Here is a 22,350-nt window from a genome sequence, read left to right as displayed (position 1 = left end):
CTCAGGGCACAATGGAAGCATGCCCTTGACAACTTTTGCGCTCATCCGCCATGGCCAGACCGACGGGAATGCGCAGCGCCGGCTGCAGGGATCGACCGATGTCCCGCTGAACGACGTCGGCCGCGGCCAGGCGCGGGACGCCGTCGCCGCCCTGTCCGGGACCGAATGGGACGCGGTCGTCTCCTCGCCGCTGAGCCGTGCTGCGGAGACCGCGGACCTGATCGCCGCCGGGCTCGGGCTCAGCGTGGCCCGGCGCGTGCCGGAACTGGCCGAACGGTCCTACGGCCCCGCCGAAGGCCTGCAGGACGGCCCCGAACTCGACGCGCTGCGCATCGCCGGCGGTTTCCGCGGCGCCGAAAGCGAGGACGCCACCGCGGACCGCGGCCTGGCCGCGCTGGAGGCGCTGGCGGAGGAGTTCGGCGGCGGCCGCGTCCTGGTGGTGGCGCACGGTTCGCTGCTGCGGGTGAGCCTCAGCCGGGTGGCCGGCCGCCCGCTGCCCAGCATCGAGAACGCCGTGCTGAACCTGGCGCACCACCACGCCGTCGATGGCTGGCGGCTCGAGTACCTCAACGGCGAGCCGCTGGCCCCCGCCGCCGTCTAGGTGCGCCGCTCAGCCGACAGGCACCGCGCCGATCTGCTGCATCAGGCTCAGGTTGTTGGTGGTGCCCCAATGTTCGGCCACCTTGCCGTCCTCGACCCGGATGATGTCTGTGCAGTCGAACTCGACGCTGTTGCCCGTGGCCGGGACGCCGGCCATGTCCCCGCGGTGGGTCCCGGCAAGGACGACGTGGCACGCCTCCATGCTGCCCGCGACCATCGACGGCTCAAATGATTTGACCTTGATGTCCGGGAAGGCCGACCGCATGGTGTTCACGAAAAATTTCACGCCCTCTTTGCCGGCAGGCTGCCCGGGAAGGCCTTCCTCGTGATCGACGTAGCCGTCCGTCGCCAGCTCATCAATGAGGGCAAGATTTCCGCTCTCCACGACGTCCCTGTAAAACCGCTCTATCAGTCCAATACCGTCCGACATTTCCTGCTCCTTGTAGGCGAGAGACCGAATTAGATCCCCCAGGCATGTTGCCCGGAATGGCCCGCCAACCCGCCGCAGCCATCGTTGGAGGGCTGGCGCGCGGCACCGGGAAAACCTGTGCCTAAGTAGTGGAGAAGGGGCGAATCGCCTCGTTAAGGCTGAAGCTAAACCCGGGCGTCTCGGGAGTCAAGATGCCGCCGGTTGAGGCCGCAAGTAATGTCACACCGGCCCCCTAATCTGCCGTTAGAAGCTTGCACCGTCCGGCAGGGGATGACATGGCTGACCTGGTTAACGACGACGGCGTCGCGGACTATCTGCGCCGGCTGAGCCGCTACGGCCCGCTCACCGCCGAGCAAGAGGTGGACCGGGCGCGGGAGATCGAGGCAGGTATTTTCGCGGAACAGCTCCTGGCGGACGGCACAGTGCGGTCCGGTCAGGACGAGGAAGAGCTTACGACGATCGTCCTGCTGGGCCGGCGTGCCTTCGACGCGCTGTTTCACGCCAACCTCCGCCTCGTAGTGTCAGTCGCCAAGCGCTACACCCGGCGCGGCCTCGACTTTGAGGACTTGATCCAGGAAGGAAACCTGGGACTGCACCGGGCCGTCCGCACCTTCGATTTCACCTTGGGTTTCCGGTTCTCCACCCACGCCGCCTGGAGCATCCGGGCCGCCGTCACCCGGGCGCTGGCAGGCGAGGCTAGGCTCATCCGGCTGCCGACTAACGTCGTCGAACAGCTGCAGCAACTGCGGTCGGCACAACGGTCGGCCGCCCTGACGGGCGCGGTCTGCCGCGCCGAAGATCTCAGCCGGATGACCGGCAACGCGATCGGCAAGATTGAATGCCTGCTGACCGTCGGTCAGCCCGTCGAGTCGTTGGACGCCGAGGTCCCCGATGGCCGGGGCGGAACCGAAGTCCTGGCCGAACAGCTGCTGGATCCCTCGGACCCCGATGCAGCCGATCAGCTCTTCCACCAACAAATGCAGGCGCAGGTGCAGGCCGCACTGGACACGCTCGAGACACGGGAGGCCCGGATCATTGCGCTGCGCTTCGGCCTGACCGGCGGCGGAGGCAAACGCTTGGACGCGGTCGCGAAAGCCTGCGGCATGACCCGCGAACGCACCCGCCAGATCGAGCTCGCAGCGATGGCGAAGCTCAAGGACCCATCACGGTCTGACCTCCTGCGGGAGTATCACGCTGGAGGCTAGGGCGTGTCTCCTAAACCGGGCCGGTTGTTCGGGATGTTGGACGGTTGTCTCGTACTTCTGTTGGGGATGCCGTCGGCACCGTGGATTCACACCTTTGGATTCACACGCGCTCACCGTCTCCCTTGCGAAGGGCAACACGGTCGATTCCACACATACGGTCCGCGGACTCTACACCCCGTCAAGCTCCGCCAACACCTGGCGCAGCGCCGCCCCGCTCACAACAGTTGTTCGTGCAGCTCCTGCGCCTCACGGTAGTAGTCGGCCAACGCCAGGTCCGCCGCTGCCGCCGGATCCAGCACCACCGTGGCATTGGGATGCAGTTGGAGGGCTGATGCCGGACAGAAAGCACTGATGGGGCCTTCAACCATGGCCCGGACGGCCTCCGCCTTGTTGCTTCCAAGGGCCACGAGCACCACTTGCCGCGCCTCCCCTATGGTTCCCAGGCCCTGGGTCAGGCACAAACGGGGTACGTCTTCTGCCTCGTCCTCGAAGAAACGCGCGTTGTCGGCGCGTGTCCGGCTTGCCAGCATTTTGACCCGCGTCCGGGACTGAAGTGATGATGTCGGCTCGTTGAACCCGATATGCCCATTCGTGCCGATACCGAGTACCTGTACGTCCACTCCGCCCGCGGCACTGATGGCCCGGTCATACCGGGCGGCCTCGTCGTTCAAATCAGCGGCGTCGCCCTGAGGCGTGTAGAGCCGCTCCAGCGGCATATCGACGTGGTCCACAAATTCTCTCCGGATTGTGGAGTAGTAGGACTGGACATGGGCGGGCGGCAACCCTGCGTATTCGTCGAGCGTAAATGCGCTGACGCGGCTAAAACTCAGGCCTTCTTCGCGGTGCCGACGAATCAGCTCCTGGTAGGTGAGGGCGGGAGAGCCGCCTGTGGCCAGTCCCAACACGGTTGGCCCTTGCCGGAGCCGGGCCTCAATGATGTCCGCGGCGCGACGGCCTACATCATGGGTTGATTTGCACAGAATGATTTGCACTGTATTGCGCCTCGCTAAGATTGTGGTTCCGGGCGGCTTACCCGCCGTGGTGTGCCAAGTAGGTCAAACCGCTCACGGAGTTCATGGCCAGTTCAGCGGCGCCCATGATCACGGCGTCGGCGCCCAAGGCGGGCGGCACCAGGTGGGGCACCTCGAGGATTCTCCCCTCCAGGCGCTCCCGTATGCCCGGAATGATCAGGTCTGAGTTGGTGGCAAGGCCACTGCCCACCACGATCACTTCGGGGTCGAGGATGATCGCCATGGCTGCAATCGCCATAGAGATCATGTCCAGGATCCCGTCCGCCAATTCGCTCGCCGCAGGTTCGGACCCTTGGGCCGCAAGCAGGAGGATGTCATGGGCCGTAAGAAGTGTGCCGGCAGGAACGTTGATGCCCTTTTTCCTGGCCTCGCGGGTCAGGGCCTGGGAGCCCACTCTGTCTTCCAGGTCGCCAAGCTCACCGTACGAACGCCGGAGCGAGGACCGTTCCATCAGCATGTAGCCGACTTCACCGGCGGCGGACCGCGCACCGCGGTGCAGTACGCCGTCCGTCACAATACCGGCACCCAGGCCGTTGCCCAGCAGCAGTGCCACCAAGTTGGAGGTGTGCTGCCCCGCACCGCGTTGGAGTTCGCCGTAGGCCATGGCATTCGCATCGTTTTCCAGGAAGACCGGAACGCTTGTCCGCTCCCGCAGGATCTTTCCCAACGGCAGCTTGGACCACCCCAGTTCGGGGATGCTGTTAACGACGCCATCAGGCCCGCTCACCACGCCGGGGACTGAGACGCCGACGCCGAGGCATGGCCTGCCTTGCGCCTCGGCGGCAGCGAGCAGGGCATCGAGAAGTCCGAGCGTCACGGTCAGGCGCGCTCCCCCGGCGCCGCCTTCCGCGCTAGCACCGCCCAGTTCCTCACTTCCAAACTCCGCTTGGTGCCGTTCCACCACTTCGCCGTCGAAGTCCACCAGGATTCCGGTCGCTTTATCGGTGGCCAGCTGGATCGCCGCCACGAGCCTGGCCCGCCCCGTGTAGCGGATGATGAGGGGAGGGCGGCCGCCAGTCGATTCCTTCTGGCCCTCGACCTCGACCAGGCGCTCCTTGATGAGGTTCCCGGTCAACCGGTTGACCGTTGCCGGGCTTAGCCCCGTAAGTTCACCTATCCCGGCGCGCGAGAGCGGACCATGGGCTTTGAGGGTCTCAATGATGGCCGTGCGGTTGACTTTGGAGACCGTACTTGTGGTTGCGGTGCTCCCGTTGGCTCTCGACACTTTCCGATCTGTCCTAAGCGGTCCGGTTGACGGGTTGCAGCTTCGTATCGTCCTGGTGGTACCGGAAGCCTTGGATGGCCAGGCCAGTGTTTTCCGCGACGGCACCGACAATAAGGTGCACGATAACTGCTTCGACAATAGCGCGCGCGAAGTCCGTTGCTTCAGCCGGAATCTCGACGACCATCAGGTTGGGGTGTTCAGGCCGGGCGATGGCCTCCCCTGGCGCCGCCGTAATCAAGACGACCTTGACGCCGGCGTCGAGGACGGAGTCTGCCAGGGAAAGTTCCCGTCCGTCACCGAAGATCACCAGCCCGGAAGAGGGTCCCAGGGGTTCCATGGGGCCGTGCAGGTACTGGTAGGTATCGAAGGATGCCGTTGGTAGTTGAAGGGCTTCGCGGAACATCAGGGCCCCTTCCCCCGCCGATGCCAAGGAGTACCCGCGGCCCACAAAATCCACCGTCCGTGCCTCGCGCAGATGTTCGGCGGCCTTCGGCCCGGCACCGGAGTAGTTGGCGAGGACCTCGGACACCAGCGCCGGAATGCGTTCGCTGTCGAAGAATCCCGGCTGGCCTTCATCGCCAGCTGTAAGTGCGCGCAGCAGTCGGGAATAGGCCAGCAGCGTAGCCGTGTACCCGATGGTGTAGACAGCCGAATCATCGAATCCGCCAAGGGGAAGGACATGGTCCACGACTGCGGAAAGCGGCGCATCGGGAACATTCGTGATGCCAATCCTGCGGCCGGGGGCCAGTTTTTCCGCCGCGCTGATCGGTTCAGGACTGAGTCCCGATTCGGAGACCACCACGTAGTGGTCGGCAGGCTCAAACCCTTCACGCATAAGCGCCAGGTCCGATGCCGTGATGTTCACTCCCCGGAGACCTGCTTGGCCGAGTGCGGTCAAGAGCGCTTGGCCTGAATGGGTGGAGGCCCCCATGGCGACGACGCCCACAGTATCACCGGGGAGCCAGCGCTGGTCGAGGCCGGCAAGGACCTCCAGCTGGCCGGAGAGTGAACGCCGAAGGTTTTCAGGCTGCGAAGACACAGCATCCGCGTACGAAATCTTTCTCAACTGTATTAACCTTTCACTGCGCCGGCGGCCATGCCGCTGACGATGTATCGCTGGAAAATGACGGCAATGATGACGGGCGGCAGGGCGGCGAGTATGCCTCCGGCTGCTACCAGTCCGAAGTCCGTGGTGTATCGGCCCGCAAACTCGGAAATCGCGACTGTCAGGGTCTTGGACGCATCCGACGACGTGAAGATCAGCGCATACATGAACTCGTCCCAGGCCAGCAGGAAAGAGAACATCAGTGCGGCGAAAATACCGGGCTTCGCGCTTGGCAGCACCACCCGGAAGAGTGCCCCCATGCGGCCGCACCCATCGATCAGGGCAGCTTCTTCCAGCTCTTCGGGAATCGTGACGAAGTAGTTGCTCAGGATCCACAGCGTGAACGGGATGACAAGCGAACAGTCCACGATGATCAGTCCGAGTTTCGTGTCCAGCAGCTGCAGGGCGCTCAGAGCCAGGTACAGCGGGATCAGCAACGCGATCTGCGGCAGCATATAGGTTGCCAGGAAGATCATCAGCACGGTTCCGCGGAAACGGAACCGCAACCGGGCGAAGGCATAGGCGCCGAGGATGGACACGACCATGGAGATGGCTACAGTTCCGCTGGCAACGATCACCGTGTTGGCGAAGGCGCTCCGGAATGCGGAGCCGACGCTGTTTGCCCCGCCGGTGAATATTTCCTGGTAGCGGTCCAGATAGAGCGTGGATGGTATCCATTGCAGCGGGCGCGAAATGAGGTTGCTCTGGGGTGAAATGCTGGCGATCACCATGAGCGCGAAGGGCGCGATGATGGCAAGCCCCACCACGATGGCAGCCAGGTGGATCAGGACGGAGTTGCGGCGCCCGTTTCTCATACCAGGCTCATTCCGGACCGCCGCAGAACGCGGAGATAAATAGTGGACAAGATGAGGATCACCATCACAATGAGGTAGGACAGCGCGGATCCGACGCCGTAATTTTGGTCGGAGAAGGCGGTGACATAGGTGTAGTAGGCAATGGTCTGGGTACCGTTTGCCGGCCCGCCTCGCGTCATGCCGTAGATGATGTCGAAGACTTTGAAAGCTTCTACTGTCCTCAGGACGACGACGATGGAGATTGAGGGCACCAGCAGGGGCAGGACGATGGACCGGAACATCCGCGGCCAGCCGGCCCGGTCCAGGCGTGCCGCCTCGTAAAGCTCCTTGGGAATGGACGTCAGGCCTGCCAGCAGGAAGAAAGCCACCAGGGGCGTCGTCTTCCACACATCGGCAACGATGACCATGTTCAATGAGGTGAACGGATCCCCCAGCCAGGCCTGGTAGTGGTCAATCAGGCCCAGCTGCAGGAGAACCGCGTTGAAGGCCCCGTACTCTGCGTTGAAGATGCCTTTCCACATGGCGGCGTTCACAATCGTCGGAACTGCCCACGGGACAACGACAACAGCACGGAAGAGCCAGCGGAACTTCATGGGCGCATTGAGCAGCGCAGCGAGCCCAAGGCCCAGGACCAACTCCAGCGCCGTCGATGTCAGCGTGAAGTACAGGGTGCGCCCCATCGAAGCCCAGAAGCCCGGGCTTGCCAGTGCCGAGGCGTAGTTTCCAAGCCCCACGAAGGGGGTGTCAACTGCCAAGACCGAGTCCACCTGGAAAAACGAGATCAGCAGGGTCCGGAGGATCGGGTAGACAATTACCCCGAAAACCGCGACGGCAGCCGGCAGCAGCAGCCAAAAGGCCAGTTTTCCGTGATTCTCAAGTCGCCTCCTGCGCACTGGCGGAGCGGCGACGGCGGGCACGGGTGTTTTCGTGGCAGTTGACACCGTTCTATTCCTTGTTTGCAGCGGCTACGGCGTCGTCCATTGCCTGCTGGGCAGATTTCTTGCCGAGCAGGGCGTTCTGGAGTTCGACCTGGAGCGCCTGCGAAGCACGGTTGTAGTCCTTCATGGCAGGGCGGGAGATGAGGTTATCGAACTGCGCGCCGGCGGCCTTGAATACCTCAGGGTTCGTCTTGGTGACCTCGGGCTTGTCGTAGCTCGATTTCCAGCTCGGCATGGAGCTCGCAGCATACTTTTCCTGGTTTTCCTGGCTGCTCATGAATTCGATGAACTTCCAGGCCGCATCCTGGTTCTTTGAGTGCGAGCCGATAGACAGTGCCATGGATCCGTTGACACCGGGACGGTCGCCCGAGGGGCCAGCCGGAGTCTGCATGACGCCGATCTTGCCCACCACCTTTGAGATGCTCGGGTCATCGAGGTCCCGAAGGGTCGATTCCCAGTTCAGCGCAAAGGCAGTCTGTCCCTGTGCGAGGGACTTGGTGACGTCGTCCTCGAGGAACGTCGTGGAGGACGGGTTGCTCAGTCCGCCGTGGACGCTGTCCATCATCCACTGCAGCGCTGCAACGCCTTCGGGGCTGTTGACGGCAAGCTTGCCGTCGTCGGCGGTGAAACGGCCTCCGAAAGCGCCCAGCAGCTGGGCGTAGTCACAGACCAGCGCCTCTGCCTGGGACCAGCTCCAAGACAGCGGGAATTCGACCTTGCCCTTAGCCTTGATCTTCTCGGCAACCTTGAGGACTCCGTCCCAGGTCTGCAAGTCCTTTTCGCTCGCTCCGACGCTCGCTACGAGGTCCTTGTTGTAGTAAAAGAGCTTGGTGGAGGGGAACAGGGGAACACCGTAGTACTTGTCCTCGTACTTCGCCGTGTCGAGGGCGCCGCCCAAAACATCCGTCTTCCAGCTCCCAGGGATGCGGCCGGTGAGGTCTGCCGCGATTCCCTTGGAGGCGAACTCGGCAGGCCAGATGACGTCTGTCAGGAACACGTCATAGGTGCCGGCCGGGGCGGCCGTGACGATCTTGTCGTGGAGTGCTTCGTAGGACACGAACGTGGGCTCCACATCGATGTCCGGGTTCTTCTTTTCGAACTCGCCGACCATTTTGGCGACGTCGTCCTCGGAGTAGCCGGCCTGCTTCATGAACAGGGCATGTACAGTTCCGGTGCCCTTGCCGGTGGCCCCACCGGACGGTCCGGCGCCGGTCACGCTGCATCCCGCGAGCGCCAACGCCCCCGCGAGCAGGCCGGCCCCGATGGCCAGCGGTTTCCTAACCAATAGGCTGGTGATGTTCATTGCTCTCCTTCATTCTTATTGGTGACGTCTCTGTCAGGTGTTTGGCGCGCTGTAGGGCACCCCAAACAGGAGGAATAGTCAGTAGTTCCACGTTGAGTTCGGGGTGGTCTGCCGCGACGTGGCGTTCAAACGCTTGGACCAGGAGCGGCTGGTTCACAGCAACGCCCCCGGCCATGACCACAGTGCCTCCTCGGGCGCCCCGCTTCCGGACCCGCCCCACGTCGGCGGCCAAAGCCACGGCTGCGGCATCGACGACGGCCATCGCCAGGGGCGAGCCTTCCTTGGCACATTCGAAGATGAGTGACGCCATACTCCCCCACCGGGTGATCCGCAGGTCGCTGGCGAAAAAGTAGGAAAGCTCCGTCTCATCGGCGGCCTGGCAGTGGGCCAGGAGCCGTTCTGCCAGAATTTCCCTCTCCATGCCCTCGTCACGGGCCTGCAGGACGGCGCGGACCGCCTCACGGGCGAGCCCGGGAGCACTTCCCGGGTCGCCGAGAAGCCAGCCATGGCCGCCTGCGGTGACCTTGCCGCCATCGGCCGTTGTTCCCACCACGATGGACCCCGTCCCGACTATCACGGCCAGGACCGGGTCCTGCGTGCCGGCGGCGGGGCCAAGCAGTTCTGCATCGTTGACCACCTCCACCGGGCCGGGGTGCACCAGTTCCAGCTGGGCGCGGAAAGCCTCGCACTGGGCTGCCGTGTCGCACCCGTGCGCCCCCACTGCCAGCGGAACTCCGGAACGGGCACCAATGTGCCTGGCGTAAAGGGCAACAAGGCGTTCGGCGTTGGCACTGTCCCCCAGAAGATAGCTGCGCTGCCACTCGGCAGTGGGCACCACGATGTGCACGTCCTCGATACCCGGCGCTGCCACGAGGATGTGGGTCTTGGTGCCGCCAATGTCGATTCCTACGAGCACTTGCCTGCCGGTCCTCAATGTTGGGAGATACTTTTTTATCTGATCGATAAGAAGTAGAGCTAAGCTAACCGCCGGGGGGATCCGGTGTCAATAGCCGCTACTGAAGAAGTGCCCAGTCATCCCGGAAGAGACGACCGCTGCGGCCATCACAAGCCGGCAGCAACGGCTGAGTGCGAGCCCACTGACGCCAGTCAGAACAGAAGTACGAGACACCCATCCAACCGCAACGGATGGACCGAGTTCTTCGAGAATTGCAGGCTGTCCTGGCCAGCCGCAGCTGAGGAACCTTCGGCCCGCGGAACCGGGTCCACACCGGCTCAGGGCACAATGGAACCATGCCCCTGACAACTTTTGCGCTCATACGCCATGGCCAGACCGACTGGAACGCGCAGCGCCGGCTGCAGGGATCCACCGACATTCCGCTGAACGACGTCGGCCGCAGCCAGGCGCGGGAGGCTGCCGCCGCCCTGTCCCGCGACACGTGGGACGCGATCGTCTCATCGCCGCTGAGCCGTGCGGCGGAGACCGCCGACCTGATCGCGGCCGGGCTGGGGCTGAGCGTGGCCTGGCACGTTCCGGAGCTCACCGAGCGCTCCTTCGGCCCGGCCGAGGGTCTGCAGGACGGTCCGGAGCTGGATGCCCTGCGCATCCCCGGCGGTTTCCGCGGCGCTGAAAGCGAGGATGACGCCGCGGACCGCGGGCTCGGCGCGCTGGAGGCGCTGGCGGAGGAGTTCCGCGGCGGCCGCGTCCTGGTGGTGGCGCACGGCTCGCTGCTCCGGGTGAGCCTCAGCCGCATCGTCGGCCGCCCGCTGCAGAGGGTCGACAACGCCGCGCTCAACCTGGCCCACCACCACGCCGTCGACGGCTGGCACCTTGAATACTTCAACGGCGAGCGCCTGACCGCCGACGCCCTCGCCTGAGCGCCATCCCCTGACCGCCCCCGCCAGGCAAACCGACCCCCGTAACCTCCCCGCACGCCGCAACATGCCCGACGCATAACGGGTCCTATGAGTCAGCCAAAAACCAGCCGTGTAACCGGCAGGTTAAACCCGGTTTCGGCTCCGTAAAAGACTCCTAACCCCCGCAAATTCAAGGGTTTTCGCCCCTTCGTGGTCTCTAGCTTTGTCATTGGTTCGACCAATGAACCAATCAGCCAAGAGCCTCCAGGAGCATCCCTTGAACGTTTCCACCGCAGAAAAGCCGGCCACCGCCGGCGCCGTGCCGCCGCCCGGCACCGAGGGCGCCGCGAGCCCCGCAACCGCCCCGGCGACGAACGCCGTCCCGGCCACCCGCCGTCGTCTCCTCCCGGTCAGCGGCAAGCGCCCCGGACCCGTCGCCGTCACCCTGCTGTTCTCCCTCGGCTGGGTCTTTATGTACGCGGACCGCAACATCCTTTCCCCCGTCATGAGCGTCATCCAGGACCAGTGGGGCCTGAACAAGGGCCAGCTGGGCCTGATGTCCACGGTCTTCTTCATCACCTACGCCCTGATGCAGATCCCCACCGGCTACCTCGCGGACCGGATTGGCCGGGTCAAGGTGGTGGTGGCCGGCTACGTGGTCTTCGGCATCGGCACCATCCTGAGCGGTTTCGCCCCCGGGTTTATGGTCTTCCTGCTGATGCGCGCCTTCACCGGCATCGGCGAAGGTACCTTCTACAGCCCGGTCTACGGCATCTCCTCCAGCTACATCTCGGACAAGTGGCGCGGCGTCTCGGCGGCCCTGATCAACAGCGGCATGGCCGTCGGCATCTCGCTGGGCTTCATCGGCTCCGGCTACTTCACCTTTACCCTGGGCCTGCCGTGGCACGCCTCTTTCCTCATCTTCGGTGCCGCCACCCTGGTGGTCGCCTTCCTGATCAACTACTACCTCGCCCCGATCGACGCCGAACACAAGGCCCAGGCAGCAGCCGCCGCGGCCACCCGCGCCGAGAACGACGCCCCCGCCGCCAAGGCCGACAACAAGGCCCTCTTCACCCGCAACCACATCCTCACCTACGTGCTGATCTTCTGCTCCCTCTACGGCTTCTTCTCGATGCTGACCTGGCTGCCCACCTACCTGCAGCAGGCCCGCGGCGTCGCCCCGTCCCAGACCGGCATCATCGCCTCCCTCGTCCCGTGGGCCTCCATCCCCGGCGCGATCCTGCTGAGCATGTGGGCCCGCCGGCTCAAGAACACCCGACCGCTGATCGTCGCGCTCGCCGTCCTGGGCGGCCTGTGCCAGATCCTCGTGCCGCTGACCGGCGACTACTCGCTGATGATCGCGGGCCTGGTGGTCTACGGCCTGGTCGGCAAACTGGCCCTGGACCCCATCCTGATCGCGTTCCTGGCCGAGAACACCCCGCGTTCCATGTACTCCGCGGCGTACGGATACTTCAACTTCGCCGGCATGCTCTCCTCGATCTTCGCCCCGTACATCACCGGCGCCCTCGCGGACGCCACCGGAGCCCTGGAAGCCGGGTTCTATCTCTCCGCTGTGCTGCTCCTGATCGGCGCGGTCGCGTTCTGCTTCACCCAGCCCGCCAGCGTCCCGGCCGAGCCCGCCGCTGCGTCCGCTGAGCCGGCGCTCCAGCCCGCCAACTAACGCCGCTAACCCTGGGGAGCACGACGGCGGCCGCCCACCCGCCGTCGTCCCCGCACCACAGCCTCACAACAGACAGCACAACAATCAGCACCCACGAAAGGCCCCGCCGTGGACCAGCGCAGCTTTCCGACCACCGACCAGCACACCGCCCCCCGTCCCACCCTTCGACGGGCCGCCTCGATGAGCGCGGAAGTTGCCGCCTACCTCGAACGCGAGATCGCCTGCCGCGGGCTCAAACCCGGGGACCAGCTCCCGCCCGAGCGCGAACTGGCCGCGCAGCTGTCCGTCTCGCGGGCCACCGTGCGCACCGCACTCCAGGACCTGGAGTCCAAGCACCTGGTGGAACGCACCCGCGGCCGGGGCACCACCGTGGCGCAACCCCCGGCGCCGGTGAGCGAGCTTTATGCCCGCCTCGCCGGCGTCGGGCAGGCACAGCAGGATGTGGCGGAACTGCGCGGCTCGCTCGAACCCCTGGTGGCCGAACTCGCGGCGGTGCGATCCAGCGCCGCGGACCTCATCCAGCTCCAGGACGTCCTGGCCGCCTCCAGCGAACACCTCTCGCCGGAGGAGGCGCTGCGCCTGGACATCCAGTTCCACACCCTGCTGGCCCAGGCCGGCCGCAACCAGCTGATGGCCAGCGTCCTGACCCTGACGAGCTCCTGGACCTCCGAGGTCCGGCTGCGCTCCCACTCCACCCTGGAGGGACGCCGCTGCTCGATCGAGGGCCACCGGCACATCCTCGACGCCGTGCTGGCCCGGGACGCCACCGGCGCCGGCATCGCCATGCGCGACCACCTCGCCGACGTCGCCGTGCTGATCAGCGGCCATCAGCACTGACACCCCCTACCCACCGGAGACCACCCGTGACCACCTCACTCTTCCAGCCCGCCCCCGCCACCCGCGCCGCTGGCACCGCCAGCATCCTGCAGTCCTGGGACGGCATCCCGGACGGCACCACCTACCTTCCCTCCGCCAAAGAAAACGTCCTCTGGGGCGCGCTCCCCTGCGCCGGGGACCGCCCGGTCCTCAGCATCGACCCCGGCACCGACGTCACGATCGACACCCTCAGCCACGAAGGGATCCTCGAAGACCAGGGCCGCGACCCGCTCGCCTTCTTCGGCTCCCACGGCGTCCGCGAGCACCAGGTGCTCGAGGACGCCATCGACCTCGCCGCCTCGGACGTCCAGCGGCTGTCCGCGGGCCTCGGCCCGCACGTCGTCACCGGGCCGATCGCCGTCAAGGGCGCCCGCCGCGGCGACCTGCTGAAAATCACCGTGCTGCAAACCACCCCGCGGGTGCCTTACGGTGTGATCTCCAGCCGGCACGGACGCGGCGCGCTCAACGGCGAATTCCCGCTCGGCGCCGGCAGCTACAGCGCCTTCGCCACCGTCCGGGACACCCCGGACGGGAGACGAGCGGGCTGGCTGCCGCTGCGCCCCGGCGCCGAACCGACCGTGCATTTCCCGCTCAAACCGTTCCTGGGCATCATGGGGGTCGCGGTGGACGGCGGGCAGCGGCCGCACTCCGTCCCGCCCGGCGCCCACGGCGGCAACATCGACATCAACCTGCTCACCGCCGGCAGCTCCCTCTACCTGCCGGTCCAGGTTCCCGACGCCCTGGCCTATGTGGGCGATCCGCACTTCGCGCAGGGCGACGGCGAGGTCTCACTCACCGCCATGGAGGCCTCGCTCCGGGTCAGGCTCCGCTTCGACGTCGTGCCGCAGGACGAGGCGGTGCGGAACTTCGGCGAACTCACCGGCCCGCTGGCGCAGACCCCGGACTTCCTGGTCCCCACCGGCATGGACGAGGACCTGGACACGGCCGTGCAGAACTGTGTCCGCGCCGCCATCGCGCTGCTCCAGGCCCGCTACGGCATGGACCCCAGCCTCGCCTACGCCTACCTCAGCGCCGCCACGGACTTCAACATCTCCCAGGTGGTGGACCTGGTCAAAGGCGTCCACGCCCGCATCAGGGTCGAGGATTTCCTCCGGTGACCGCGGCGTCGCTGCCGGCCGCGCCGGACCCGTCGCTCTGGCGGGTGCTGGCCGATCCGCTGCTCCCGGCCACCGGATCCGGGATCCTGGACGGGTTGCGGGTGGCGGTCAAGGACCTGTTCGCGCTCGAGGGGTTCGCTGTTGGCGCGGGCAATCCGGGCTGGCTGGCCGGCGCCACGCGTGAGACGACGACGGCGGCGGCCCCGGCCGCCCTGCTGGCTGCGGGCGCCGCGGTGGCCGGGATCGCCCGGACCGACGAGTTCGCGTACAGCCTGGCCGGAACCAACGCCCACTACGGCACGCCGCCGAACCCGGCGGCGCCGGGCCGCATCAGCGGCGGTTCCTCCTCCGGTTCGGCGAGCGCCGTCTCGCTGGGCCAGGCCGACGTCGGGCTCGGCACCGACACGGGCGGCTCCATTCGCGTCCCCGCCGCGTACCAGGGCCTCTACGGCATCCGCACCAGCCACGGCGCCGTGTCCACCGACGGGCTGCTGCCGCTGGCACCATCCTTCGACACGGTCGGCTGGCTGGCCCGCGACGCCGGGACGCTGGCCGCTGTAGGCGAGGTGTTGCTGCCGCGGCAAATATCGGCGCCACAGACCGGGCCGCTCACCGGGGCGCAGTTCGCGCCGGCTCTGCTGGCCCTGGCCGAGCCCGACGTCGTCCACGCCGCCCGGGAGTTCCTCGACGGCTGGGCCGGGACCGCCGGTTTGCCCGGCCTGATCGCCACGGATTTCCCCGTCGATGAGCTACCGCGCTGGCTCGCGGCGTTCCAGGCCGTGCAGGGCTACGAAGCGTGGGAGCAGCACGGCGGCTGGATCACCCGGCGCTGGGAATCCCTCGGGACCGACGTGGCCGCCCGGTTCAAGACGGCCTCGCTGATCGCCCCGGACCAGGCCGAAGCCGCCCGGGACACGCTGCGCGCCGCCCGGCAGCAGCTCCGCTCCTTTGTGGGCGGCGGGATCCTGGTGCTGCCCTCGGCGTCGTCCGTGGCGCCGTTGGTTATGGACGCCGAGCTGGGCGGCGCGGGGATCGAAGCCGTGCGCCGCGCCACCATGCAGTTGACCTGCATCGCGGGCATCGCCGGGCTCCCGGCGGTGAACATCCCGCTGACCACCTCAGCCGGGCTCCCCTGCGGCGTGAGTATTGTGGGTCCGGTACACCGCGACGCCGACCTCCTCCGCCTGGCCCGCCAGCTCAGCTCACCACCGACGACGGCCCGGCCCCAGCAACGAAAGATGATCCATGCTTAAACGATTGAAGTCCGCCGAACAGGCCCGCCTGCAGCTGATCCTGATGCTCGTGCTGACCTTCTCCACCGGAGTCATCGACGCCGTGGGCTACCTCGGCCTGGACCGGGTCTTCACCGGCAACATGACCGGCAACGTGGTGATCCTGGGCATGGCGCTGATCGGCGCGGACAACCTGCCGGTGGTGGGCCCCTCCATCGCGTTGGCCTGCTTTATGCTCGGCGCCGTGGTGGCCGGCCGCGTCCTCCGTCCCGAAGCCGCGGGCTGGAGCCGCCGGACCACGGCCCTGCTGACCGCCGTCGGGGTCACGATGGCTGCGGTCGCCGTCGTCCTGTTTCTTCACGCCCCGCACGCCGGCGACCCCGTCACGCTGGCGATCACCGGCGCGCTCGCGGTGGCGATGGGAATCCAGGCGGCCACGGCCCGGCACTTGGCCGTCAAGGACGTCACCACGGTGGTGGTCACCTCAACGCTGACCGGGCTGGCCGCGGATTCCCGGCTTGGCGGCGGCTCCGGCGCCCACACCGGCCGCCGGCTGGGCGCCGTCGTGCTGATCCTGGCCGGCGCCACCGTGGGCGCGGCCCTGCTGCACGTGCACCCGGGCCTCGGGGTGCTGCTGACCGCGCTGCTCAGCCTCGGCGTCGCCGTGGCCGGCGGCATCGCCCGGACCCGGACTCCGGGGGAAGGGCCGGTACGTGAAGAAAACATTGGCCGGTTGCAAATGTCGCAGGAGTCGTCGGGGTCGGTGTGAGCTGAGCACTCCCGCTGGGACCCGGGAGACCGCCCCAGCGAGGCACAAAGGGGGCCACCGCTAACCATGTCGTTCTCGATGATGCCGGCTCCGTCGCATGTGCCGGCAGGGCCCCTACACCGGTCAAAAGCCGGACCGCAGGGGGAACCTCCGGTCAGGGACCAATTGCTGCCCACACCTGCCCAATCATGCGTGGGCCCGCTTAGAAGAATGGGCGAGGCGATTTAGGCCCTTGGTTTAGATAATTTCCTGCTAAAGATCAGCTTGCTTCTTAATTCGCAGGTCCATAGATATTGAGGTGCCCGATTCAGGACGGATCTGCGCATCCAAACGTCCACTGGCTAAACAGTTTCAAATTGCCCGGTAAACGGCCCAGAGGTCATTTCCCAGCGTATTGGGTTCAATTTCGCGGATTGCGTGTAACATCCGTTTTGCGGGTATCTAAACCCGCGACGCTAGTGGGGGAAGCGAACATGCTTGTGACTGTTGGCTGGGGAGCAATGCTGCCTTTGCGGCCTGCGTTTCAGACCGGGCTCCCTCTATGCGCGTCCATCACCGCACCCACTCCGCACGCTTCACATCGCACGTCGGTCAGGTGTCCTATGAAAGGACTCTCATGAGCCAAAACCCAAATCTCGCCCCTTATCCGCAATTCCCCGGATACGGGCAGCCGTTGCAGAGCCAGAAGTCGTTCCTCGTAACCTGGCTGCTGTCCCTCTTGCTCGGTATTTTGGGCGTCGACCGGTTCTATCTCGGCAAGGTCGGAACCGGCATCCTCAAGCTGGTTACGTTCGGCGGCCTGGGAATCTGGGCCCTGGTCGACCTCATCCTCGTTCTGGCGAACAAGACCCGGGATAAGCAGGGTCTTCCGCTGGAGGGCTACGACAAGCACAAGAAGATTGCCCTGATCATCACCGGCGCCTTCCTGCTGCTGAGCATCATTGTCAACGGCAGCCGCGCCGGCGCTGCCACCACGTCCGCTACTCCTGCATCCGCCCTGAGCGACTCCGCCGGCGCCACCGCCGCTGCGGTTCCGTCCGAGACGGCGACCGTGGACCCCGCCGTCGCCAAGGCCGAGGCGGAAGCGGCCGAGAAGGCCGCAAAGGCCGAAGCTGACGCCGCAGCTAAGGAGGCCAAAGCGAAAGCCGATGCTGACGCGAAGGCTAAGGCGGCTGCCGACGCGGCAGCCAAGAAAGCCAAGGCTGACGCCGAGGCAAAGGCCAAGGCCGACGCTGCTGCGGCTGCCAAGGCAATTGCAGATGCCGGAACGATGAGCCAGCAGAACGCGCGCAACAAGGCTGGCGACTACCTCGATTTCGCCGCCTTCTCGCGCTCGGGCCTGATCGACCAGTTGGTCTTCGAGAAGTATTCGCCAGCGGACGCGACCTGGGCTGTGGACCACATGACGGTCAACTGGAACGAGCAGGCCGCCAAGAAGGCCAAGAGTTACCTAGATATGACGTCCTTCTCGCGCCCCGGCCTGATCGATCAACTTATCTTCGAGGGGTACACCCCGGCGCAGGCCGAGTACGGAGTGAGCAAGACGGGCCTCTAGCAGCAGGTAGATGTTCACTTTGCGACTGGCCGTTCGAACCAGAGCCGGAATTCCTACTCCAACGTGGTTCCGTAGCCCGCTGGATGAGATCCGAATCTATATGGCGCTGACCGAAGGTTCCTGCGCGAATTGATCGATCGAGCCCTCGGAGGGCTCATAACTTTGAACAAACGAAAATGGGAAAAATGAAGAAAGAACTGGCTCTGACGGGCTTGCTGTGCCTTGCGCTATCAGGATGCGCGGGAGGGAATTCGCCCCAAGCCGCTCCGACCGTTACAGAGACCGTTACGGTGACCGAAACGGCCACGGCAACGGTAACCGTTACGGTGACCGCCGAAGCTGCGGCACCGATTGCTGCAGCGCCTGTGGCTGCCAAACCTGCTGCTCCCGCTCCGCCCAAGACAGCCGTGGTTCCGGCCGCGGTTCAGGGCATGAACGCCCAGGCCCTCGACGACGACCTGACCACATTGGGATTCGACAACATCATCTACAACTCCGATACGGGCAAGACCGTCCTCTTGCTGCGCAACTGGACGGTGACCGGAATCGACAACCCGGGCGCCAAACAAGCCCTTAGCAAGGCCGTCGTCGTCCACGTAACCAAATAGCCGTGCGGCGGGTGCAAATGGCCTCATTCGGCCATCTGCACCCGCCGTTCTCTTCACCGAGTGCTGACGGTGGGCATCCGACTGACAGGGAGTGCCAGCCGGATGCCCGCACCCCACTCAGACCGACGAACGCTCCCCCAGCAGCGGCGCGAAGAACGCGGCGAGCTCCGCCGTCGCCGTCAGGGGCAGGACGGTGGCCACGTACTGGTCCGGCCGGACCACCACGACGACGCCGCTGCGGTCCAGGCCGCGCGATTCAAAGATGTCCGCCCGCGGATCCGCGGCGTAGACCTTCTCGAGGTGGGTGAGCTGGAACGGGCCCACCTGCGGCTTGAACACTGCCGGCACGGCTCCGATGTCCACGCTCGTGTGCTCCTGCTGGTAGATGACCTTGACGTCGAACCACGCATCACGGTCCAAACCCTCGGGGGTGGCAGCCAGCGGCGAGTCCGGCGCGTTCGCCAGCCAGTCGGCCAGGTCGGTGGTGGGCGACGGCGCGCCGGGCACGTCCGGGTCCGCGAAGACGTAGATCCGCCACCGGCCGTCCGCCGTGGCCTGGTGGCCCAGGTGCAGCGGGTTGGTGTCGCAGACCCGCACCACCGGCGCGGACTTGAAGCGCTTGCCAATCGGGAAGCCGGTGGCCAGCTCCTGGTACGTGGCCTCGCCGATCAGCATCGACGGGGAGTACTGGGTCATAAAGCCGGCCGGGAACTCCGCCGTGCTGACGTAGAAGTCCTCCAGCTGGGAGGGGCTGTCGAATTCCTCCGGCTTCTTGGCCATCAGCGTCGACCATTCCTTGTCGAAGTCGATGAGGTTCTTCGCGACCACCTGGCGTTCGGCGGAGTAGGTGGCCAGCAGGCTCTCCGGGCTCCGGCCCTCCAGCACGTGGCCCAGCTTCCAGCCCAGGTTGAAGCCGTCCTGCATGGAGACGTTCATGCCCTGGCCGGCCTTGGCGCTGTGGGTGTGGCAGGCGTCGCCGGTTATGAAGACGCGCGGCGTGCGTGTGCCGAGCTCCTTCGGGAGGACGTCGTCGAACCGGTCGGTGAGGCGGTGGCCCACCTCGTAGACGCTGTGCCAAGCGACGTTGCGCACATCGAGCGTGTAGGGGTGGATGATGGCGTTGGCCTTGGCGATGATCTGCTCGATACTGGTGCTGCGCACCGCACCGGCGTCGCCCTCCGGGACCACACCGAGATCGACGTACATGCGGAAGAGGTGGCCGCCCTCGCGCGGGATCAGCAGGATGCTGCCGCCCGCGCCGGACGTGATGGCGCATTTGGTGCGGATGTCCGGGAAGTCCGTGTTGGCGAGCACGTCCATCACGCCCCAGGCGTGGTTGGCCTTGTCGCCGGCCATGGTGCAGCCGATCGCGTCCCGCACCTTGCTCCGGGCACCGTCCGCGCCCACCACGTACTTGGCCCGCACGGTGCGCTCCGCTCCGGCGTCGGGTCCGGACGTGTGCGCAAGCGTCACGGTGACGGGGTACTCCCCCTCGCCGACTTCCAGCCCATGGAATTCGTAGCCGTAGTCCGGTTTCATCCGGGTGGGCGCATTGGCCATAACCTCGGCGAAGTAGTCCAGGACGCGCGCCTGGTTGACGATCAGGTGCGGGAACTCGCTGATCCCGGCCGGGTCATCCAGGGTGCGGGCGGCGCGGACAATGCGGGACGGATCCGCCGGGTCCGGCTTCCAGAACGCCATCTCAGTGATCCGGTACGCCTCGGCGATGATCCGCTCGGCGAAACCGAAAGCCTGGAACGTCTCCACGCTCCGGGCCTGGATGCCGTCCGCCTGGCCGATGGCGAGCCGGCCCGGCCGGCGCTCCACGATCCGCGTCGTGATGTCGGGGAACTGCGAGAGCTGGGCGGCGGCGACCATGCCCGCGGGCCCGGTGCCGACAATCAGCACATCGACGACGTCGGGAAGCTCGGCCGGGCGGTCGACGCCGACGCCGGCGGCCGGCTGGACCCGCGGGTCCCCGGATACATAGCCGTGGTGGTGAAAGTGCACGGGATTTCCTTACGTCGTTGTAGGGTTGGCTGCCGCCGTCAAGATTAAGTTGTTCGATAATAGAACCCGATGTTCTAATATCGAACCCCTGAGTTGACTATAGGCGCCCCGGTGCCGCGCAGGCAAATATTTTGTGGCTCCGCTCACACATAGCCCGCGCGCTGCGCAGGCGTCAAGGGCGCCGTGGGCGCCGTCGGACGGACCGCCTAAGCCGGCCGCTGCTCCCGCCAAAGCAGCGACACGACGAACACGACCGCGCCCAGGCCGAGCATGACAAACACCATCAGCCCCCAGTTCGCCTGGGTGACGCCGGTGCCGTAGAAGATGCCGATCAGCACGGTCGCCGTGATGGCGCCGAGGTAGCGGCAGGTCTGGTAGATCCCGGCGGCCACGCCGCGCTCCTCCAGCCGGGTGGAGAGGTACATGCCCTGGCTCGACGCGATGCTGACCACGCAGTACGGCACTCCCAGCAGCGCCGTCATCGCCAGCACCAGCGGCGCGGCGAGGGACGCGGTCAGGAGCCACATGGTGCCGGACGCCACGATCAGCAGCACGACGCCGGCGATCAGCACCCGCCGCACGCCGAACCTGTCGATGGCGCGGACCGCGAAGGGTGTTCCGACCACGGAGATGGCGGCGAGCGGCAGCATCAGCAGGCCCACGATCCCCGGGTCGTAGCCGCCGGCGGTCTGCAGCAGCTGCGGGAGGCCGAAGAACGCGAAGTAATAGACGCCGTTGAACAGCGCGAAGCCCAGGTAAACCAGCAACAGCGGCCGGTTGCGGCCCAGCAGCCGCAGGTCCAGGAAGGGCGGGCTGAAGCGCAGCTCCCGCACGGCGAACAGCACGGCGAGCAGCAGCCCGCCGCCCAGCAGCCACCACCGGTAGTCGGGCAGCACATTGAGCAGCGCCATCATCACCAGCACCAGCGCCCCGATGAAGGCGCCGATGCCCGGCAGGTCCGAGTCGCGGACCAGTTCCGACACCCGGCCGCGTTCCCGTTCGCCGTCCGCCGGGGCGAACCGACGGACCAGCAGGATCGCCACCAGCGCCAGGGGCACGTTGATCAGGAACAGCGCCTGCCAGCCCACCAGGCTCACCAGCAGGCCGCCCACTACCGGGCCGACGGCGGCCGCCGAGGTGTTTGCCATCTGGATCCGGCCCAGCGGTCGGGTGGATTTCACGTTGGCCTGCCGCGCCAGCGCCGCGACCATCACGACCGCGCTGGGGTAGGCCGTCGCGGTGCCGAGCGCCATAAACGCCCGCGCCACACAGAGCAGCGCGAAGTTCGGCGCGAACGGGGCAAGCGCGCAGGTCACGGCCACCAGTGCCATGCCCAGCAGGAACAGCCGGCGCGGGCCGAACCGGTCCGCCAACCGTCCCATCAGCGGCTGGCCGGCCGCCGAGGTGAGGTAGAAGGAGGTGACCACCCAGGTGACCGTGGCGACGTCGAGCGCGAAATCCGCGCGCAGCACCACGAGCGCGACGGCGATCATCGAGGAGTTCAGCGGGTTCAGCGCCGTGCCGAGGCTGAGTCCTGCGATGGCGACGCCGGTGCGGGAAGAGTTGCTCACGGCAACAGTCTGTCCTACGGGGCGGGTCGAATCGAACCCGCCCGCCGTCACGGGCCAGTTAGGCCGTCACAGAACGCAGGCTTTGGCGGGTAACGCCCCTACTGGCCCGGCGCCCGGTAGGTGGGTGTCTTCTTGACCGCTTCGTCGATGTCCTCCACCGGCATGAGCGGCTTGAGCCGGACGTTGACGTTGCCGGTGGCATTGATCATCAGCGAGAGGGCTGCGGCGTCGGCGTCGCTTGGGGCTTCAAGGACGCCCAGGACATCGGTGTCCCCGAAGGCGTAATAGAAGCACTCGAGCGTTCCCCCGACGGATTTGAGGGCGTCCACCAGGGCGTCGCGGCGTTTGCTGCCGCCCTCGCGCATCAGTCCTTTGATTCCTTCGCCCAGGTAATTGGCTTCGAAGAGATACTTGGTCATGGCAGTTCCTGTCCCGTGAAGTCCAGGACACGGGCATCCGGGGG

The 22,350-nt window shown here is 66.3% G+C and carries 21 protein-coding genes; 10 read left to right on the top strand and 11 right to left on the bottom strand.

The window, feature by feature from the left end:
* The first annotated feature begins 19 nt into the window (after positions 1–19).
* Positions 20–601 (top strand): histidine phosphatase family protein, encoded by a 582-nt coding sequence (locus tag AC1MBE_RS13690; RefSeq protein WP_479779062.1) that lies wholly within the window; start codon positions 20–22, stop codon positions 599–601.
* A gap of 9 nt (positions 602–610) precedes the next feature.
* On the opposite strand, the gene AC1MBE_RS13685 is transcribed toward AC1MBE_RS13690, so the two are convergent.
* Complete coding sequence (locus AC1MBE_RS13685; RefSeq protein ID WP_479779061.1) at positions 611–1,030, bottom strand: ester cyclase; 420 nt, start codon at positions 1,028–1,030, stop codon at positions 611–613.
* Between the two features lie 275 nt (positions 1,031–1,305).
* Between AC1MBE_RS13685 and AC1MBE_RS13680 the strand changes: the two genes are divergently transcribed.
* Positions 1,306–2,235 (top strand): sigma-70 family RNA polymerase sigma factor, encoded by a 930-nt coding sequence (locus AC1MBE_RS13680; protein WP_479779060.1) that lies wholly within the window; start codon positions 1,306–1,308, stop codon positions 2,233–2,235.
* Positions 2,236–2,450: 215 nt separating this feature from the next.
* Here AC1MBE_RS13680 and nagB read toward each other — a convergent pair whose 3' ends face one another.
* The 7 genes from nagB to AC1MBE_RS13645 all read right to left on the bottom strand — a co-directional run bounded on the left by nagB (position 2,451) and on the right by AC1MBE_RS13645 (position 9,568).
* Positions 2,451–3,227, bottom strand: coding sequence for a glucosamine-6-phosphate deaminase (nagB, locus tag AC1MBE_RS13675; RefSeq protein ID WP_479779059.1), 777 nt, complete (start codon positions 3,225–3,227; stop codon positions 2,451–2,453).
* 37 nt (positions 3,228–3,264) lie between these two features.
* Positions 3,265–4,491, bottom strand: coding sequence for an ROK family transcriptional regulator (locus AC1MBE_RS13670; protein WP_479779058.1), 1,227 nt, complete (start codon positions 4,489–4,491; stop codon positions 3,265–3,267).
* Positions 4,492–4,504: 13 nt separating this feature from the next.
* Positions 4,505–5,356, bottom strand: coding sequence for an SIS domain-containing protein (locus AC1MBE_RS13665; RefSeq protein WP_479779057.1), 852 nt, complete (start codon positions 5,354–5,356; stop codon positions 4,505–4,507).
* A gap of 206 nt (positions 5,357–5,562) precedes the next feature.
* A complete protein-coding gene (locus tag AC1MBE_RS13660) occupies positions 5,563–6,411 on the bottom strand; it encodes a carbohydrate ABC transporter permease (RefSeq protein ID WP_479779055.1) in 849 nt (282 codons plus the stop codon).
* The gene (locus tag AC1MBE_RS13655) at positions 6,408–7,166 is read right to left on the bottom strand and encodes a carbohydrate ABC transporter permease (protein WP_479779053.1); all 759 of its coding nucleotides are present in this window, start codon (positions 7,164–7,166) and stop codon (positions 6,408–6,410) included. The genes AC1MBE_RS13660 and AC1MBE_RS13655 overlap by 4 nt, the downstream gene beginning before the upstream one ends.
* Positions 7,167–7,356: 190 nt before the next feature.
* A complete protein-coding gene (locus AC1MBE_RS13650; RefSeq protein WP_479779051.1) occupies positions 7,357–8,652 on the bottom strand; it encodes an extracellular solute-binding protein in 1,296 nt (431 codons plus the stop codon).
* Entirely contained in the window at positions 8,627–9,568 is a 942-nt protein-coding gene (locus AC1MBE_RS13645) for a BadF/BadG/BcrA/BcrD ATPase family protein (RefSeq protein ID WP_479779049.1), read from the bottom strand. The genes AC1MBE_RS13650 and AC1MBE_RS13645 overlap by 26 nt, the downstream gene beginning before the upstream one ends.
* A gap of 335 nt (positions 9,569–9,903) precedes the next feature.
* On the opposite strand from AC1MBE_RS13645, the gene AC1MBE_RS13640 reads away from it, so the two are divergent.
* From AC1MBE_RS13640 to AC1MBE_RS13605, 8 genes are all read left to right on the top strand, one after another.
* On the top strand, positions 9,904–10,488 hold the full coding sequence (locus AC1MBE_RS13640; protein ID WP_479779047.1) for a histidine phosphatase family protein: 585 nt from the start codon (positions 9,904–9,906) through the stop codon (positions 10,486–10,488).
* 220 nt (positions 10,489–10,708) lie between these two features.
* Positions 10,709–12,148, top strand: a complete 1,440-nt coding sequence (locus AC1MBE_RS13635; RefSeq protein WP_479779045.1) for an MFS transporter — start codon at positions 10,709–10,711, stop codon at positions 12,146–12,148.
* 108 nt (positions 12,149–12,256) lie between these two features.
* The gene (locus tag AC1MBE_RS13630) at positions 12,257–12,985 is read left to right on the top strand and encodes a FadR/GntR family transcriptional regulator (protein WP_479779043.1); all 729 of its coding nucleotides are present in this window, start codon (positions 12,257–12,259) and stop codon (positions 12,983–12,985) included.
* A 26-nt stretch (positions 12,986–13,011) separates the two neighbouring features.
* A complete protein-coding gene (locus tag AC1MBE_RS13625) occupies positions 13,012–14,142 on the top strand; it encodes an acetamidase/formamidase family protein (RefSeq protein ID WP_479779041.1) in 1,131 nt (376 codons plus the stop codon).
* A complete protein-coding gene (locus tag AC1MBE_RS13620; RefSeq protein WP_479779039.1) occupies positions 14,139–15,395 on the top strand; it encodes an amidase family protein in 1,257 nt (418 codons plus the stop codon). Before AC1MBE_RS13625 ends, AC1MBE_RS13620 begins: the two co-directional genes overlap by 4 nt.
* The gene (locus AC1MBE_RS13615; RefSeq protein ID WP_479779037.1) at positions 15,388–16,143 is read left to right on the top strand and encodes a YoaK family protein; all 756 of its coding nucleotides are present in this window, start codon (positions 15,388–15,390) and stop codon (positions 16,141–16,143) included. The genes AC1MBE_RS13620 and AC1MBE_RS13615 overlap by 8 nt, the downstream gene beginning before the upstream one ends.
* Positions 16,144–16,759: 616 nt before the next feature.
* The gene (locus AC1MBE_RS13610; protein ID WP_479779035.1) at positions 16,760–17,698 is read left to right on the top strand and encodes an Ltp family lipoprotein; all 939 of its coding nucleotides are present in this window, start codon (positions 16,760–16,762) and stop codon (positions 17,696–17,698) included.
* 185 nt (positions 17,699–17,883) lie between these two features.
* The gene (locus AC1MBE_RS13605) at positions 17,884–18,306 is read left to right on the top strand and encodes a hypothetical protein (protein ID WP_479779033.1); all 423 of its coding nucleotides are present in this window, start codon (positions 17,884–17,886) and stop codon (positions 18,304–18,306) included.
* 117 nt (positions 18,307–18,423) lie between these two features.
* Here AC1MBE_RS13605 and AC1MBE_RS13600 read toward each other — a convergent pair whose 3' ends face one another.
* From AC1MBE_RS13600 to AC1MBE_RS13590, 3 genes are all read right to left on the bottom strand, one after another.
* Positions 18,424–20,316 (bottom strand): FAD-binding monooxygenase, encoded by a 1,893-nt coding sequence (locus tag AC1MBE_RS13600; protein ID WP_479779031.1) that lies wholly within the window; start codon positions 20,314–20,316, stop codon positions 18,424–18,426.
* Between the two features lie 206 nt (positions 20,317–20,522).
* Positions 20,523–21,887, bottom strand: coding sequence for an MFS transporter (locus tag AC1MBE_RS13595; protein ID WP_479779029.1), 1,365 nt, complete (start codon positions 21,885–21,887; stop codon positions 20,523–20,525).
* Between the two features lie 98 nt (positions 21,888–21,985).
* Positions 21,986–22,306 (bottom strand): GYD domain-containing protein, encoded by a 321-nt coding sequence (locus AC1MBE_RS13590; protein WP_479779028.1) that lies wholly within the window; start codon positions 22,304–22,306, stop codon positions 21,986–21,988.
* Positions 22,307–22,350 lie beyond the last annotated feature (44 nt).

This window comes from Arthrobacter sp. BG5 (assembly GCF_056680155.1).
Note: the sequence above shows the minus strand (reverse complement) of the source record. Positions and strands in the feature narration are given on the sequence as shown.